At 45.5% G+C, this 16,339-nt stretch carries 15 protein-coding genes; all 15 read left to right on the forward strand.

The window, feature by feature from the left end:
• Window positions 1-184 precede the first annotated feature (184 nt).
• The 15 genes from rnhA (at window position 185) to alaS (ending at window position 16,333) form a co-directional block, all read left to right on the forward strand.
• The gene (rnhA, locus tag HED67_RS03340; protein WP_117539491.1) at window positions 185-661 is read left to right on the forward strand and encodes a ribonuclease HI; all 477 of its coding nucleotides are present in this window, start codon (window positions 185-187) and stop codon (window positions 659-661) included.
• A gap of 144 nt (window positions 662-805) precedes the next feature.
• Window positions 806-2,209 carry an RsmB/NOP family class I SAM-dependent RNA methyltransferase gene (locus tag HED67_RS03345; RefSeq protein ID WP_221717507.1) on the forward strand — a complete coding sequence of 468 codons (1,404 nt, stop codon included), beginning with the start codon at window positions 806-808 and terminating at the stop codon, window positions 2,207-2,209.
• A gap of 95 nt (window positions 2,210-2,304) precedes the next feature.
• The gene (locus HED67_RS03350) at window positions 2,305-3,057 is read left to right on the forward strand and encodes a pseudouridine synthase (RefSeq protein WP_221717508.1); all 753 of its coding nucleotides are present in this window, start codon (window positions 2,305-2,307) and stop codon (window positions 3,055-3,057) included.
• Window positions 3,044-3,736 carry an HAD family hydrolase gene (locus HED67_RS03355; protein ID WP_221717509.1) on the forward strand — a complete coding sequence of 231 codons (693 nt, stop codon included), beginning with the start codon at window positions 3,044-3,046 and terminating at the stop codon, window positions 3,734-3,736. The genes HED67_RS03350 and HED67_RS03355 overlap by 14 nt, the downstream gene beginning before the upstream one ends.
• Window positions 3,733-5,733, forward strand: coding sequence for a YgiQ family radical SAM protein (locus HED67_RS03360; protein ID WP_221717510.1), 2,001 nt, complete (start codon window positions 3,733-3,735; stop codon window positions 5,731-5,733). The genes HED67_RS03355 and HED67_RS03360 overlap by 4 nt, the downstream gene beginning before the upstream one ends.
• Window positions 5,705-6,700 carry an RluA family pseudouridine synthase gene (locus tag HED67_RS03365; protein WP_221717511.1) on the forward strand — a complete coding sequence of 332 codons (996 nt, stop codon included), beginning with the start codon at window positions 5,705-5,707 and terminating at the stop codon, window positions 6,698-6,700. Before HED67_RS03360 ends, HED67_RS03365 begins: the two co-directional genes overlap by 29 nt.
• Entirely contained in the window at window positions 6,700-7,233 is a 534-nt protein-coding gene (locus HED67_RS03370; protein ID WP_015514076.1) for a Holliday junction resolvase RecU, read from the forward strand. The genes HED67_RS03365 and HED67_RS03370 overlap by 1 nt, the downstream gene beginning before the upstream one ends.
• Window positions 7,234-7,371: 138 nt before the next feature.
• A complete protein-coding gene (hisZ, locus tag HED67_RS03375) occupies window positions 7,372-8,622 on the forward strand; it encodes an ATP phosphoribosyltransferase regulatory subunit (RefSeq protein ID WP_221717512.1) in 1,251 nt (416 codons plus the stop codon).
• A 28-nt stretch (window positions 8,623-8,650) separates the two neighbouring features.
• Window positions 8,651-9,286: an ATP phosphoribosyltransferase gene (gene hisG / locus HED67_RS03380; RefSeq protein WP_181967051.1), complete on the forward strand. Its 636-nt coding sequence runs from the start codon at window positions 8,651-8,653 to the stop codon at window positions 9,284-9,286.
• Between the two features lie 65 nt (window positions 9,287-9,351).
• On the forward strand, window positions 9,352-10,647 hold the full coding sequence (hisD, locus tag HED67_RS03385; RefSeq protein ID WP_221717513.1) for a histidinol dehydrogenase: 1,296 nt from the start codon (window positions 9,352-9,354) through the stop codon (window positions 10,645-10,647).
• Window positions 10,648-11,235, forward strand: coding sequence for an imidazoleglycerol-phosphate dehydratase HisB (gene hisB, locus HED67_RS03390; protein ID WP_221717514.1), 588 nt, complete (start codon window positions 10,648-10,650; stop codon window positions 11,233-11,235).
• Between the two features lie 77 nt (window positions 11,236-11,312).
• Window positions 11,313-12,047, forward strand: coding sequence for a 1-(5-phosphoribosyl)-5-[(5-phosphoribosylamino)methylideneamino]imidazole-4-carboxamide isomerase (locus HED67_RS03395; RefSeq protein WP_221717515.1), 735 nt, complete (start codon window positions 11,313-11,315; stop codon window positions 12,045-12,047).
• Between the two features lie 17 nt (window positions 12,048-12,064).
• Window positions 12,065-13,294, forward strand: coding sequence for a bifunctional phosphoribosyl-AMP cyclohydrolase/phosphoribosyl-ATP diphosphatase HisIE (hisIE, locus tag HED67_RS03400; RefSeq protein WP_221717516.1), 1,230 nt, complete (start codon window positions 12,065-12,067; stop codon window positions 13,292-13,294).
• A 53-nt stretch (window positions 13,295-13,347) separates the two neighbouring features.
• A complete protein-coding gene (locus HED67_RS17190) occupies window positions 13,348-13,476 on the forward strand; it encodes a hypothetical protein (RefSeq protein ID WP_260702700.1) in 129 nt (42 codons plus the stop codon).
• A gap of 214 nt (window positions 13,477-13,690) precedes the next feature.
• The gene (alaS, locus tag HED67_RS03405; RefSeq protein ID WP_221717517.1) at window positions 13,691-16,333 is read left to right on the forward strand and encodes an alanine--tRNA ligase; all 2,643 of its coding nucleotides are present in this window, start codon (window positions 13,691-13,693) and stop codon (window positions 16,331-16,333) included.
• Window positions 16,334-16,339: the final 6 nt, after the last annotated feature.

Consider the following 16,339-nt stretch of genomic DNA (forward strand, 5'->3'; position numbering starts at 1 on the left):
CTTTTTTTGCCGCCGTTTTTATGTTAAAATGAGCGGTAGTAAATCTGTCGGGATAAGACTGACAGGAAAATGGATGCAAGCGAAGGGATTGCTAAAAGAAACGCTTAATAACAGGTGTTATCGATGTACTAGATACAGGCAATCAAAAGGACTTAAAACTTAATAATAAAGGAGAACATAAAATATGAACGTGACGATTTATACAGATGGTGCAGCCAGAGGCAACCCGGGACCCGGTGGATACGGGGCTGTTCTTGAATATATTGATCCAAAGAATCAGCTGCATGTGAAGGAGTTGTCGGCTGGCTATCGCAGAACGACCAATAATCGGATGGAGCTGCTTGGTGTCATTACGGCACTGGAGGCATTGAACCGCCCGTGCAATGTAACCCTCTATTCGGATTCCAAGTATGTGGTGGATGCTTTTAACCAGCACTGGGTAGATGGCTGGGTGCGAAAGGGATGGAAGCGGGGCAAGAATGAGCCTGTGAAGAATGTGGACCTCTGGAAGCGGCTTCTTCAGGCGAAGGCACCCCATGCAGTAAAATTTGTCTGGGTGAAAGGCCATGCAGGACATCCGCAGAATGAACGCTGTGATGAACTGGCGACTTATGCAGCAGACAACGGTCCGCTTTTGGAGGATACAGGTGCCGAGTTGTAGGCGGCCGGATTAGGATATTTTCGGAAAATTTTTTTGATAAAAGAAAATGATAAAAGCAAAGTGGCTAATAGGAGTCAAAAGAATTAGAGATTACAATAGCAGATGAGTAAAATGATAAGATAGAAAGTGAACTGGAGGAATACAATGATACAATTTCCGGAGAAGTTTCAGGAAAGAATGCAGCAGATGCTCGGTGAGGAAGAGTATGCGGAGTTTTTGAAGAGCTATGATCTGCCTTTTCATAACGGATTAAGAATTAATACATGGAAAACAAAACCCCAGGAACTGCTTCAGCGGATGGGTGTGGATTTGAAGCAGGTACCTTGGAATGAGACAGGATTTTATCTTGAGAATAAGAAGCAATTTTCAAAACATCCTTATTATCAGGGAGGTCTTTATTATATTCAGGAGGCCAGCGCCATGCTGCCGGCAAAGCTAGTGAATGCACAGCCTGGGGAGAAGATTCTGGATATGTGTGCGGCACCGGGAGGCAAGAGTACGGCCATCGGTGCAGCCTTAAAGGGTGAGGGCCTACTGATATCCAACGATATCAGCAAATCCAGAGCCAAGGCACTTCTGCGCAATCTGGAGGGCTTTGGCATTATCAACAGTATTGTTGTCAGTGAGTATCCGGAGAAATTATCCAGATATTTCCCGGAATTCTTTGATAAAGTGTTGATTGATGCACCGTGTTCCGGCGAAGGCATGTTCCACAAGGAGCCTTCTATGACTGAGAGCTGGCTGAGAATGGGACCGGAGGAATATCATAAGCTTCAGATGGAGATTCTGACCTATGGTGCCAAAATGGTCCGTCCGGGCGGCAAATTAATATATTCTACATGTACTTTTTCACCGGAAGAGGATGAGGGAAGCATTGCGTGGTTTTTGCAGGAACATCCGGATTTCCATCTTGTGGAAGTAGACGATGATAAGGATTTATGCGGCTGTCATTGTATTGATCATGGTCATCCGGAATGGGCAGACGGCAATCCTGAACTGACAAAGACAAGGCGTCTCTGGCCGCATCATCTGGAGGGTGAGGGCCATTTTGCAGCTGTGCTTTGCCGTGATGCGGACAGTGAGCCGATGGGCGGCAAAGTGACTTTGGCATCCGTTCCAAAACTGCCGGCAGAGATGGAGAGTTTTTTCCAGTTTTTGGAGACAGAGGGCATTCATTATCCTTTTGACAAGAAACGTCTGCTTGTGCAGAACGGCTATGTGCAGTATATTCCGGAGGGAATGCCGGAGCTGAAGGGGCTGCATATTATGCGAAGCGGATGGTTTTTAGGAGAACTCAAGAAGAAGCGTTTTGAACCAAGCGGTGCCTTTGCCAGGGGATTGACACCGGATGTCTGCGACAAAGTGATCGCTTATCCGGGAGACAGCGAGGAAGTGGTGCGCTATTTGAAATGCGAGACACTGCAGGTGAATCCGAATCTGAAGAACGGCTGGTATCTGATCTGCGTGGATGAATTTGCCCTGGGCTGGGGTAAAGTTTCCAATGGTACGTTGAAGAACAAATACCCATCTGGCTGGCGTCTTGTTTAAGATGTACTTATGCGGAAAGTTTTGAATTAGATAAGCAGCCCGGAAGTTTTTATGAAGCTGGGTTCCGCATCGGAAGAGCAGCTTGGGAGGTATATATGAAGACAAGTTTCAGATTGGACAAGTACCTGGCGGATATGTCTGTGGGGACCCGCAGTGAAGTGAAGAATCTGATCAAAAAAGGACTGGTGATGGTGAATGGCGAAGTCATCAGAAAGCCTGAATATAAAGTAGACATTGAAAAGGATGATCTTGTATGCCGGGGAGAGCCTGTTGTTTATCAGACGCTGGTTTATTATATACTTAACAAGCCGGCGGGGGTTATTTCAGCCACCAATGATCCAAAGCAGAAGACAGTGCTGGATCTGATCACGGATAAGTCCAGAAAGGATTTGTTCCCGGTGGGGCGTCTGGATAAGGATACCGAAGGCCTCTTATTGATCACCAATGACGGAGATCTGGCCCATCAGCTTTTGTCACCTAAAAAGCATGTGGATAAGGTTTACCGTGCGAGGATTGAAGGGCAGGTAACAGCGGAAGATGCAGCGTTATTTGCCAAAGGGCTGGAGATTGATGATGAAGACGGTGCCTGGAGGGCGATGCCTGCCAAATTGAATATTTTATCTTCCGGGCCTGAATCGGAGGTTGAGATTACCATTCGTGAAGGCAAATTTCATCAGATTAAGAGGATGTTCGAGGCCGTAGACAAGAAAGTGGTCTATTTGAAGCGACTGTCCATGGGAAGTCTGAGACTGGATGAGTCATTGGCTCTGGGTGAATATCGTGAGCTGACAGAAGATGAAGTGCAGGCATTAAAAGAATCGAAAGGACATACGAATGATGAAGAATGATATAGAGAGACTCCTGGAGGGAAAAGAAGCCGTTATTTTTGATGTGGACGGTACATTGATTGATTCCATGGGAGTCTGGGAAGAAGTGGACAGAATTTATCTGACAAGACACGGCAAACCGATGTCAGAGGATTTGCAGCGCAAACTGGCGGGGCTTAGTATTTTGCAGGCTGCTGATTATTTCAGAAATGTGATTGGCATTGATGATCCGCCTGAAAAAATGCTGGCGGAATGGAATGAACTGGCTTTTGAGCAGTATAGACATGAAATTCAGATGAAGCCGGGAGCCGCAAAGTGCTTGTCACTCATTGAAGAGAAAGAACTGCCCATGGCAGTTGCAACCAGCAATACAAGGAAGCTTGCCATGACAGCCCTGCATGCCCAGGAGATTGAGCATTATTTTAGAGTGATCATGACAGGTGAAGATGTGGTAAAAGGCAAGCCGGATCCTTTTGTTTATCAGGAGGCAGCCAGACGTCTTGGTGTGAATCCAAAGAATTGTCTTGTATTTGAGGATATTCCGGAGGGCATCCAGGCGGGACTTTCTGCAGGCATGACGGTATGCGCTGTACAGGATGATTTTTCTGATTATCAGATAGAGGAAAAGAAGAAGCTGGCCCATTATTACATCAATTCCTTTGAGGATATTTTTAATAATAAAGTAGAGGTTCTGGCATGATGAGAGAATTTCTTCCGATCAGCCGGGATGACATGAAAAAGCGCGGCTGGGATGAACTGGATTTCGTCTACGTCATTGGTGATGCCTATGTGGACCATCCTTCTTTCGGGCCGGCTATTATCAGCCGTGTGCTGGAGGCCCATGGCTATAAAGTGGGTATTATTTCACAGCCGGACTGGAAAAATGACCAGTCAGTGATGGCACTTGGTGTGCCGAGACTGGGATTTCTTGTCAGTGCCGGCAATATGGATTCCATGGTGAATCATTATACGGTTTCAAAGAAAAGGCGTCATCAGGACGCCTTTACGCCGGGGGGCGTTTACGGCAAAAGACCGGACTATGCGGCGGTTGTCTATGGTAATATGATCCGCCGGGCCTGCCCGGATAAACCGATCATTGTGGGCGGTATTGAGGCCAGCCTTCGAAGACTGGGGCACTATGACTACTGGTCCAACAAAATCCGAAGATCCCTGCTTATTGAGTCATCGGCAGATTTATTGTTGTATGGTATGGGTGAACGTTCAATCGTTGAAGTGGCGGATGCACTGGATGGAGGCATTGAAGCCTCGGATATCACATGGATTGCCGGTTCTGTTTTCAAGAGTAAAACAGCAGAAGATTTTGGTGAAGAAGCTATTATGTTGCCGACATTTGATGAGATTGCATCAGATAAACGCAAATATGCCGAAAGCTTTTATATCCAGTATCAGAATACAGACCCATTTTCCGGCAAGCGAATGATTGAAAAGTACGGAGCACGTATGTACGTGATCCAGAATCCGCCGGCCAAACCTTTAAGCGAGCAGGAAATGGACGATGTCTATGACCTGCCTTATGTGAGAGATTATCATCCGTCTTATAAAGCCCTCGGCGGCGTGCCGGCTATTGAGGAAATTAAATTCAGTCTGGTGAGCAATCGGGGTTGCTTCGGCGGATGCAGTTTCTGTGCCCTGACCTTCCATCAAGGAAGGATCATACAGACCAGAAGTCATGAATCCATTGTAAAAGAAGCAGCAGCTTTGACGAAACGCAAAGATTTTAAGGGCTATATCCACGATGTGGGCGGACCAACGGCCAATTTCAGGCATCCTGCCTGTAAACATCAGTTAAAACGCGGCGCCTGTCCGAATAAGCAGTGCCTGTTCCCGAAACCGTGTTCCCAGTTGCAGGCAGATCACAAGGATTATGTGACACTTCTGCGCAAGCTCCGGGCATTGCCGGGAATTAAGAAGGTTTTTATCCGCTCCGGTATTCGTTTTGATTATCTGCTGGCAGATAAGGACAAAACATTCCTGAAAGAATTGTGTCAGTATCATATCAGCGGTCAGCTGAAAGTGGCGCCGGAACATGTCAGTGACGCGGTGCTTGACAAGATGGGCAAACCGCATCATGAAGTATATGTGGATTTTACAAAACAGTATAAGAAGATGAATGAGCGTCTTGGTATGGATCAGTATCTGGTGCCGTATCTTATGTCTTCTCATCCGGGATCTGAATTGAAGGATGCCGTCACTCTGGCTGAATATATCCGGGATCTTGGGTATATGCCGGAACAGGTGCAGGACTTCTATCCGACACCGTCCACTTTATCGACCTGTATGTACTATACAGGGCTTGATCCACGGACCATGACACCGGTTTACGTGCCGAAGGATCCTCATGAGAAAGATATGCAGCGAGCCCTGATCCAGTATCGGGATCCGAAGAATTATCAGTTAGTAAAAGAGGCGCTGATCAAGGCGGGAAGAGAAGATTTAATCGGTTTTGACAGTCGTTGTCTGATACCGCCTAGACCGATGCAGCACGGATACGGCAAAGCACCGGCACAGAACCGCAATGTAAGAACAAACAATGCAAAGAACAATAGCTCACGAAATGGCAAGTTCAGCAGCAGGAACAATAGCAGGAAGCGCACAACTGAAAATATATCAAGAAACACATCTACTAATAGAAAGAAGGGGTCACAGAGTGAAAAAGCTCATCGTCGGCACGAATGAAAGCGGCCAGCGACTGGATAAATATCTGGGGAAAACCCTCAGTGAAGCACCGAAAAGTTTTATTTACAAGATGCTTCGAAAGAAAAACATTACATTAAATGACAAAAAGGCAGACGGCAGCGAAAAGTTGAATGTTGGGGATACAGTCACATTCTGGCTGTCTGATGAAACTTTTGATAAATTTAAAGGTGTCGTAGAGAATATGTCGGCAAAACGATTGCCGAAACCAGAGATTATTTATGAAGATAATCAGATTATTATTATGAATAAGGCACCGGGGGTGCTGTCCCAGAAAGCGGCACCGGAGGATGTGTCCATCAATGAAATGATGATCGGGTGGCTCTTGGAGAGTGGACAGCTCACGAAAGAGATGCTTCAGACCTTTCACCCGTCGGTCTGTAATCGACTGGACCGCAACACAAGCGGACTGATCACCGGCGGCAAGACACTGGCAGCTTTGCAGTTCCTGTCAGAGGGCTTTCGTGATCGTACCATTCACAAATACTATTTCTGTATTGTCGCAGGGAAAGTTACTGAGAAGGTCAGACTTCATGGATATCTGCACAAAGATGAGGCTTCCAATCAGGTAACCATCACAAAAGAAGCCAGACATCAGGCGGATTATATTGAAACGGAATATGAACCCCTGGCAGAGGGAAAAAACTGTACACTGCTGAAGGTTTTTCTGATTACAGGCCGGACTCATCAGATCCGCGCCCATCTGGCAAGCGTTGGACATCCGATCATTGGTGATTATAAATATGGCAGCCCGGAGATGAATATGGCTTTTAAAAAGGAATACGGTATCAAACGTCAGCTGCTGCATGCGGCTATCCTTAAAATGCCGGAATGTCAGCCACCTTTTGCTAATTTGTCCGGGAAAATATTTACCGCACCGCTTCCTAAGGACTTTGTCCGGGTGATGATGGGAGAGGGAATCTGCTTTAAGAAGGAGTGGATGTCCTGATGGCAACCTGGAATTCCAGAGGACTTCGAGGTTCTCTCCTTGAAGAGCTGATCAACCGAACCAATGAAAAATACAGGGAACAGCATCTGGCATTGATCCAGAAGATTCCGACGCCGATCACGCCGGTGAGAATGGATCAGGAAACAAGAAGGATTACCCTGGCCTATTTTGAACATCGTAGTACGGTAGATTATATCGGTGCAGTACAAGGTATTCCGGTCTGCTTTGATGCCAAGGAATGCCGGACATCCAATTTTCCGATACAGAATATCCATGAGCATCAGGTGGTATTTATGCGGGATTTTGAGGCTCAGGGCGGTGTGGCTTTTCTGATTTTATACTTTACGTCAGCAGACAGATATTTTTATCTGCCTTATGAACAACTGGCTGTCTTCTGGAACCGGTCAAAAACCGGTCATGCCAAGCATTTTAAAATAGAAGAACTGGATACGCAATATGAACTGACTTGTAATGGATGTTATATTCATTATCTGGAGGCCATTCAGAAAGATCTTGATACACGTGAGTTCTAAATTTTGGGGGAGAGAAAATGACCCTGAATTGGGACAGACCAAATGACATCACTTGACAATTTTGGAAAGGTATATTATAATTAGTTTCACGTATTATCAAATTAGCAGACTAAAGTGTTTGCGGTAAAGGAGCCTATTATGGATAGTTTATTACATACTCCGGAAGGTGTCAGAGACATTTATAATGAAGAATGCAGCAGGAAGAATGCATTGTCAGCCAAACTTGACAGAATTCTGAAGCTGTATGGCTATAAGGATATACAGACACCGACATTTGAGTTTTTCGATATTTTCAACAGAGAAAGAGGATCTGTGCCGTCACGCAATATGTACAAGTTCATAGACAGAGACGGTTCTACACTGGTTCTGAGACCGGATATCACACCGTCTATTGCGAGAGCTGTGGCCAAGTATTTTAAGGAAGAGACGATCCCTCTTCGTTTTTCCTACTGCGGCAATACATTCATCAACAATTCAAGCCTGCAGGGCAAGATGAAGGAGACGACCCAGTTGGGTGCCGAGCTGATCGGAGATCGTGACATTGAAGGGGATGCAGAAGTGGTAGCCCTGGCTATTCATCTGCTGCTTGAATCAGGTCTGACGGATTTCCAGTTGGATATCGGCCATGTAGGGCTTTTTAAGGCGTTGGTGGCAGAAGCCGGGATGGATGAAGAGACAGTCAGTCAGCTGAGGGTACTGATCGAGAGCAAGAACTATTTTGGTGTGGAAGCCTTAGTTGACAAATTGACGTTGTCTGATGAGACTGCAAAGCTTCTTTTGAAACTGCCGGAACTTTTCGGTTCAGGAGATATTATCGCTGAAGCTCGAAGCATGACGTGCAATGCTGAGGCACTCAAAGCGTTGGATGAGATTGAAAAACTGTGTCAGCTGATTGCGGAATATAGTTTTGAAAAATATATTACTATTGATTTAGGCATGTTGACAGAGTATGATTATTATACAGGGATGATTTTCAGGGGTTATACATATGGAACCGGTGATGCGGTTGTCAAGGGTGGACGTTATGACCATCTGATCGGTCAGTTTGGCAAGGATGCAGCCAGTGTGGGTTTTGCCGTCGTGCTGGATGAGCTGATGCTGGCACTTTCCAGACAGAAGATTGATATTCCGACAAATGAAGAAGCAACGATGGTGCTTTATGAACCGGAATATCGCAGTGCAGCCATCCACATAGCCAATGCACTGAGAAATATTAATCAGACAGTCAGTATGATGAAGAAGGAGACAGATAAGTCTCTGGATGATTATAAGGCCTACAGCAGACGCTATCATATTGATCATATTTTATATGTTGACCAGGATAAGGAACTGACAAAAATAGACATATCTGATGATTCGGTCCGGAAGATGCCGGTTTCTGAATTTTAGAGACAGAGGAAATGGAGGAAGATATAAGATGAAGTATTTGACATTTGCTCTGGCTAAAGGCCGTCTGGCAAAGAAATCGCTGGCATTATTTGAGCAGATCGGGATTTCAATGGATGAGATGAAGGATCCTGATACAAGAAAACTGATTTTTGTAAATGAAGATTTGAAGATCAAGATGTTCCTTGCCAAGGCATCGGATGTACCGACTTATGTGGAATATGGTGCAGCAGATATTGGTGTGGTGGGCAAAGATACATTGTTGGAAGAAGGACGCCGTTTGTACGAGGTGCTGGATCTGGGATTCGGTAAGTGCAGAATGTGTGTCTGTGGTCCTAAGTCAGCGGCCGAGTATCTTCAACATCAGGAGCTGATCCGTGTGGCGTCCAAGTACCCGAATATTGCAAAGGATTACTTTTACAACAAGAAGCATCAGACCGTAGAGATCATCAAACTCCACGGCTCTGTGGAACTGGCACCGATTGTTGGGCTGTCTGAAGTGATTGTGGATATTGTGGAGACAGGAACAACCCTGAAGGAGAACGGACTGGAAGTGCTTGAGGAAATCTGCCCGCTTTCAGCAAGAGTTGTTGTGAATCAGGTCAGTATGAAGATGGAGAATGAGCGGATTATGAAGCTCATCAGAGATATTAAAACGGTCATCTAAGAACGGATTGAGAGCCGAATAGAGGAAGGTTGTATGGAGCAAACATCAGTGGGAGGCATAGAACAATGAAGATTACAAAAGTGACAGAAGATGCAGTGGCAACATTGCTGGATGATTTATTAAAGCGAAGCCCGAATAACTATACAGGTTATGCAGATAAGGTACAGGCAATTATTGATGATGTGAGAGAACGCGGAGACGAAGCACTTTTTGAGATGACGAAGCGGTTTGATGGTGCCGATTTAAACGCCGACAATATCCGTGTGACACAGGCAGAGATTGACGAGGCATATACCCTTGTGGATGCATCATTGATTGAAGTTATCCGCAAAGCCATGACCAATATCCGTGTTTACCATGAGAAGCAGCGTCAGTACGGATGGTTTGATACGACACCGGATGGAACGATTCTCGGACAGAAGGTGACACCACTTCAGAGTACAGGTGTTTATGTTCCGGGAGGCAAGGCTGCTTATCCGTCTTCTGTTCTGATGAATGTGATTCCTGCCAAGGTAGCAGGTGTTGAGAAGATTGTCATGGTGACACCTCCGGGCAAAGACGGCAAAGTGAATCCGGGTACTTTGGTGGCAGCCAATGAAGCCGGCGCTGATGAGATTTACAAAGTAGGCGGTGCACAGGCGATTGCGGCGCTGGCTTTTGGTACAGCTTCTGTTCCTAAGGTAGACAAGATCGTGGGACCGGGCAATATTTACGTGGCGCTGGCCAAGAAAGCTGTTTACGGCTATGTCAGCATTGATTCTATTGCGGGACCAAGCGAGATCCTTGTGATCGCTGATGAGACGGCTAATCCAAGATATGTGGCTGCAGATCTTTTGTCACAGGCTGAGCATGATGAACTGGCCTCAGCTATCCTTGTGACAACCAGTGAGAAGCTGGCAGGGAAAGTGCAGAAAGAGATTGAAGACTTTACACAGGTGCTTTCCAGAAAAGCCATTATTGAGAAGTCTCTGGAGAATTACGGCCATATCCTGATTGCCTCATCCATTGATGAAGCAGTGGAGATTGCTAATGCTATTGCATCAGAGCATCTGGAAATTGTCACAACCAATCCTTTCGAAGTCATGACAAAGATCCGCAACGCAGGTGCGATTTTTATCGGTGAGAACAGTTCCGAACCTTTGGGTGATTATTTTGCAGGACCGAACCACATCCTGCCGACAAACGGCACAGCCAAATTCTTCTCACCTCTGAGTGTGGATGATTTTGTGAAGAAATCCAGCATCATTTACTATTCAAGAGAAGCACTTGCAGCAAAGAAAGACGATATCATTCAGTTTGCCAAGGCTGAATCACTGACAGCACATGCCAATTCCATAGCTGTACGTTTTGAGGATAAATAGATGGATAGAACAGCATCAATTTCAAGAACAACATCTGAAACAGATATAGCAGTGACATTAAATCTGGACGGCTCCGGCCGTTCAGATATTGATACAGGCATCGGTTTTTTTGACCATATGCTTCGAAGCTTTGCAAAACACGGTTTTTTTGACCTGACCGTTCAGGTGAAGGGTGATCTGGAAGTGGATTGCCATCACACCATTGAGGACACAGGGATTGTGCTTGGCGAGGCCATCAAGAAAGCAATGGGGGACAAGAAAGGCATCAGAAGATATGGATCATTTGCCCTGCCGATGGACGAGGCACTTGTTTTAACCGCTCTGGATTTGTCCGGACGCCCTTATCTGTGTTTTGATGCCGACTTTACTGTTGATAGGGTCGGAGAATTTGACACGGAGATGGTCAGAGAATTTTTTTATGCGATTTCTTACAGCTGCGGTATGAATCTTCATATCCGTCAGCTGGCAGGACAGAACAATCACCACATCATTGAGGCTATCTTCAAATCCTTTGCAAAAGCATTGGACGAAGCCACAGGCTATGATCCGAGAATAAAAGATGTTTTGTCCACAAAAGGTACATTATAGCAGGTGAGGATTGTCTCATTTGCTTCGTGCTGCACATAACAATGTGCAGCACGTTTATAAAAGAGAGGAGTGTGACAGTGCGTATATATCCGGCAATTCATATTTCAGACGGCAGATGTATCAATGAGCTGCCTGACGGGATAACAAGGGGGCACGTATGGACGCCCCAACCGTTGGAAATGGCCAGAAAGTGGCAGGATCAGGGGGCAGAATGCCTCCATGTTGTTGATCTGGACGGTGCGGACTCCGGTACTTCCGTGAATGGGACAGTGATCCGCGAGATCCTGGAGAATGTCCATATTCCTGTGCAGGTCGGCGGCGGTATCCGTTCTATCAAAGATATAGATCAGTATATGAATATAGGAGTACATCGTGTTGTCATCGGAACTCAGGCAATTGAGAATCCGGTTTTGATAAGGGAAGCCGTCCATTTATTCGGCAGCGATAAAATTCTGGTATCCATTGATGCGAAGGATGGGCTGATTGCCACTGAAGGACGAAAGAAATTCAGCCATTATAATGCAATGGCGGTGGCTTCCAATATGAAGGCCATGGGAATAGAATCCGTTATTTATACGGATATTCTCAGAAGAGGACTTTATAATGGTGCCGGTATCATGCAGGCACGGGAGATTGCACAGAAACTGCATATGCAGGTGATCTACAGCGGCGGAATTGTGACCCTTAAAGACATCGAGGCATTTACGGATATGCCGATGGAAGGGGTTATTATCGGAAGAGCGCTGTATGAATCCCGATTAAAGCTGTCTGAAGCAATCGAAGTGTGCAGGGGGCATGAATGTTCAATTTGAGTCGAGGAGAATAGATTATGGAAGTTAAGAGTATATATCCGATTATCAATTTCAGTGATGAGGATGAGATTGCTGTTCAGTATGAACGTCTCGGTGCAGACGGTGTGATTATCATCAGTCCGGATTTTTCTGATGAGGCAATGCTGATCAAGAAAATCAGGAATATCTGTGAAAAGTCGGACTGCCGGTTATATATCTGGCAGCCATACCGAAGACTTGAGGATATTAAGAAAGTGCTTTATGCAGGGGCAGCAGGTGCCTGGATCGAGGCAACAGAGCAGACACTGATCAGAGAAGCAGCAGATCGTTTTGGCGCTGACAGAGTGGGAATGGTGATCAGTGAACCGAAGCTGGCAGCGGATGAATTCAAGCTGGCGAAGGAATTGAATCTGACCAATATTTTTGTGACAGGTACCATTGAGAAGCTGCCGGAGACAGTAGGCGATCAGAAAGTGATCGCAACCTGCAGGTATGAGAACAAGGAAGGCCAGAAGCAACTGCTGGCAGATACCAATGTCAGTGCCATTGCATTGATTTATGAGAATGAGACAGCAGCACTGCCAAATATTCATGCCATGAAGGCAGAGCTTGAGACAGACAGTGTGAAATTTAATCTTTTCAGAAGCAGTCTGCCGTTTTCAGCATTCAAGTTAAATGACGACGGCCTGATCCCCGTGATCGTACAGGATTTCAGAACAGCTGAGATCCTTATGCTGGCCTATATGAATGAGAAAGCCTATGAGCAGACACTGCGTGAAGGCATGATGACTTACTGGAGCCGCAGTCGTCAGGAGCTATGGCGCAAAGGTGATACAAGCGGTCATTATCAGTATGTGAAATCATTGGACATTGACTGTGATCGAGACACGATTCTTGCCAAGGTTGAGCAGATCGGTGCTGCCTGCCATACAGGTCATCGCAGCTGCTTCTATACTAATCTTGCCAGCAAGGCTTATGATGGACGTAATCCGATGACGGTTTTTGATGATGTTATGGCAACGATTCTTGAGCGTAAGGAAAATCCAAAAGAGGGTTCTTATACGAATTACCTTTTTGATCAGGGTATTGACAAGATTCTCAAGAAAGTCGGAGAAGAGGCGGCGGAGATTATTATTGCAGCCAAGAATCCGGATTCCGATGAAGTGAAATATGAAATCTGTGATTTTCTGTATCATATGATGGTTTTAATGGCTGAAAGAGAAGTTTCCTGGAAAGATATCACAAAAGAACTGGCGGAACGTCATTAAGTGTGCTATAATCTTTTTATGTATTGAATTTAGAACACAGGAGGCGGATAATTATGCTTACAGCATTTGCAACATATCTTGGCAAATTCATATTCTTTATTGCAGTCGCAGCAGCCGGCTTTACAGCAGGTAAGAAGTTTAAAGCATCAAAAAAGGTGAAAAATAGCGCGGCAGCAGAATAATCAAATTGACAAAGGCGGTATTTGATTTTATAATAAGAAACTGGTAGGCTTTGCTTACCAGTTTTCTTGTGTTGTAGCTATTTAAGCATGACTTAAATCAGAATCTGCAGCACAGAAAGCAGAATTCATACTGCAGTGGATTTTCATCCATTACAATGAAAAGAAAGAGCGGTCTCTTCAGGAGGATGCCGCTATAAACAGGAGGAATAAAGATATGGAAAGACCATATAGTCTTAACGAATTGAGGAAGATGTTTCTGGAGTTCTTTGAGAGCAAGGGCCATTTGGCTATGAAGAGCTTCTCTCTGATCCCTCATAATGATAACAGTTTGCTGCTGATCAATTCAGGTATGGCACCTTTGAAGCCATATTTCACAGGCGCAGAGATTCCTCCGCGTCGCCGTGTAACTACATGCCAGAAGTGTATCCGTACAGGTGATCTGGAGAATGTTGGTAAGACAGCAAGACATGGTACATTCTTTGAAATGCTGGGTAACTTCTCATTTGGTGATTACTTCAAGCATGAAGCCATTGCATGGTCATGGGAATTCCTGACACAGGTTGTCGGACTTGATCAGGATCGTCTGTATCCGTCTATCTATCAGGATGATGATGAAGCCTTTGATATCTGGAACAAAGAAATCGGTATTGCTCCGGAACGTATCTTCCGTTTCGGCAAGGAAGATAATTTCTGGGAACATGGTGCAGGTCCTTGCGGCCCATGTTCAGAAATCTACTATGACCGTGGTGAGAAGTATGGCTGCGGCAAACCGGGCTGTACAGTCGGCTGTGACTGTGACCGTTATATGGAAGTATGGAACAATGTATTTTCACAGTTTAACAATGACGGACATAATCATTACACAGATCTTATCCAGAAGAATATTGATACAGGTATGGGTCTTGAACGTCTGGCTGTTGTTGTTCAGGATGTGGATTCTATCTTTGACGTGGATACAATTCAGGCACTGCGCAACAAAGTCTGCGATCTGGCAGGTGTGAAGTATCTTGAGAAGCATGAAACAGATGTTTCTATCCGTATTATCACAGACCATATCCGTTCAGCAACATTTATGATCTCTGATGGTATTATGCCATCCAATGAAGGCCGCGGTTATGTGCTTCGTCGTTTGATCAGACGTGCGGCAAGACATGGAAGACTCCTTGGTATCGAAGGCAAATTCCTTGCAAAACTCAGCGAAACAGTCATTGAGACATCCAAAGACGGTTATCCGGAACTGGAGGAGAAGAAGGAATTTATCTTCAAGGTACTGACACAGGAGGAAGATAAATTCAACAAGACCATCGATCAGGGTCTCAGCATTCTGAATGAGATGGAAGAAAAGCTGTCAGCTGAAGGCAAGAAGGTGCTTGATGGTGCAGATGCATTCAAACTTTATGATACTTATGGTTTCCCAATGGATCTGACAAAGGAGATCCTTGAGGAAAAGGGTTATGATATTGATGAAGAAGGCTTTGCAGCATGCATGCAGGAACAGCGTCAGAAAGCAAGAGATGCCCGTAAGGTATCCAATTACATGGGTAAGGATGCAACGGTTTATGATGAAATCGATCCTGCAGTGACAAGTGTTTTTGTTGGTTATGATAAGACAGAGTGTGAATCAACGATCACTGTTCTGACAACGGAGACAGAACTGACAGATGCCCTGACAGACGGTCAGACAGGTACGATCTTTACAGAAGAGACACCTTTCTATGCGACAAGCGGCGGTCAGATGGCAGATACAGGTGTGATCACAGGTCCGGAAGGTACATTTGAGGTTAAGGATGTTGTTAAGCTTTTGGGCGGCAAGATTGGCCATATCGGTGTTGTGACAAGCGGTATGTTCAAGAAAGGTGATGTTGTGAAGCTTGCCGTCAACAAAGAGCAGCGAAGCGACACAGCCAAGAACCATAGTGCAACTCATTTGCTGCAGAAGGCACTGAGAATTGTCCTCGGTTCCCATGTAGAGCAGGCAGGTTCCTTTAACAATCAGGATAAACTGCGTTTTGACTTTACACATTTCTCAGCACTGACACAGGAAGAACTGGACAGAGTTGAAGCTATCGTGAACGAAGAAATTGCCAAGGGTCTTCCTGTTCTGACAAAGGTTATGAACATTGAAGATGCCAAGAAGACAGGTGCTATGGCACTTTTTGGTGAGAAATACAGTGATGATGTCCGTGTTGTATCCATGGGTGACTTCTCCAAAGAGCTTTGCGGCGGTACACACACAGATAATACAGCTTCCATTGCTGCCTTCAAGATCATTTCCGAGACAGGTGTCGCAGCAGGTGTACGTCGTATTGAAGCCCTGACAGGCAACGGCGTATTTAAGTATTATAAGGAAGTTGAAAAGGAACTTCATGAAGCTGCCAAGGCTGCAAAATGTGATCCTGCTCAGCTTGTAAAACGTATTGAGGGCCTGCATGAAGAAATCAAGACATTAACAGCGGAGAATAATCAGCTGAAGAATAAGATGGCGAAGGATGCCATGGGCGATGTCATGAATCAGGTGAAGGATGTGAAGGGTGTTTCCTTCCTGCCGGTACATGTCAAAGATATTGATATGCAGGAACTGATGAACCTCGGCGATCAGCTGAAGGCTAAACTTGGTGACGGTGTTATTCTTCTGGCATCTGAAAACGGCGGCAAAGTAAGCCTTCTTGCTATGGCAACAGACGGTGCCATGAAGAAAGGCGCACATGCCGGCAATCTGATTAAAGCAGTGGCTAAGCTTGTTGGCGGCGGCGGCGGTGGCCGTCCGAATATGGCTCAGGCAGGCGGTAAGAATCCTGCAGGTATCGATCAGGCACTTGAGGCTGGTGCAGAAGAACTGGAAAAACAGCTTCACTAATTGCCT

This window comes from Pseudocoprococcus catus, from assembly GCF_019734885.1.
Lineage (GTDB): Bacteria > Bacillota > Clostridia > Lachnospirales > Lachnospiraceae > Coprococcus_A > Coprococcus_A catus.

What these genes read in the sequence shown, in the direction of transcription:
- hisB (WP_221717514.1), top strand. Translation starts at nt 10,648, where the DNA reads ATGGATAGAACAGCATCAATTTCAAGAACAACATCTGAAACAGATATA.
- HED67_RS03350 (WP_221717508.1), top strand. Translation starts at nt 2,305, where the DNA reads ATGAAGACAAGTTTCAGATTGGACAAGTACCTGGCGGATATGTCTGTG.
- hisIE (WP_221717516.1), top strand. Translation starts at nt 12,065, where the DNA reads ATGGAAGTTAAGAGTATATATCCGATTATCAATTTCAGTGATGAGGAT.
- hisG (WP_181967051.1), top strand. Translation starts at nt 8,651, where the DNA reads ATGAAGTATTTGACATTTGCTCTGGCTAAAGGCCGTCTGGCAAAGAAA.
- alaS (WP_221717517.1), top strand. Translation starts at nt 13,691, where the DNA reads ATGGAAAGACCATATAGTCTTAACGAATTGAGGAAGATGTTTCTGGAG.
- HED67_RS17190 (WP_260702700.1), top strand. Translation starts at nt 13,348, where the DNA reads ATGCTTACAGCATTTGCAACATATCTTGGCAAATTCATATTCTTTATT.
- HED67_RS03360 (WP_221717510.1), top strand. Translation starts at nt 3,733, where the DNA reads ATGATGAGAGAATTTCTTCCGATCAGCCGGGATGACATGAAAAAGCGC.
- hisZ (WP_221717512.1), top strand. Translation starts at nt 7,372, where the DNA reads ATGGATAGTTTATTACATACTCCGGAAGGTGTCAGAGACATTTATAAT.
- HED67_RS03345 (WP_221717507.1), top strand. Translation starts at nt 806, where the DNA reads ATGATACAATTTCCGGAGAAGTTTCAGGAAAGAATGCAGCAGATGCTC.
- hisD (WP_221717513.1), top strand. Translation starts at nt 9,352, where the DNA reads ATGAAGATTACAAAAGTGACAGAAGATGCAGTGGCAACATTGCTGGAT.
- HED67_RS03355 (WP_221717509.1), top strand. Translation starts at nt 3,044, where the DNA reads ATGATGAAGAATGATATAGAGAGACTCCTGGAGGGAAAAGAAGCCGTT.
- rnhA (WP_117539491.1), top strand. Translation starts at nt 185, where the DNA reads ATGAACGTGACGATTTATACAGATGGTGCAGCCAGAGGCAACCCGGGA.
- HED67_RS03370 (WP_015514076.1), top strand. Translation starts at nt 6,700, where the DNA reads ATGGCAACCTGGAATTCCAGAGGACTTCGAGGTTCTCTCCTTGAAGAG.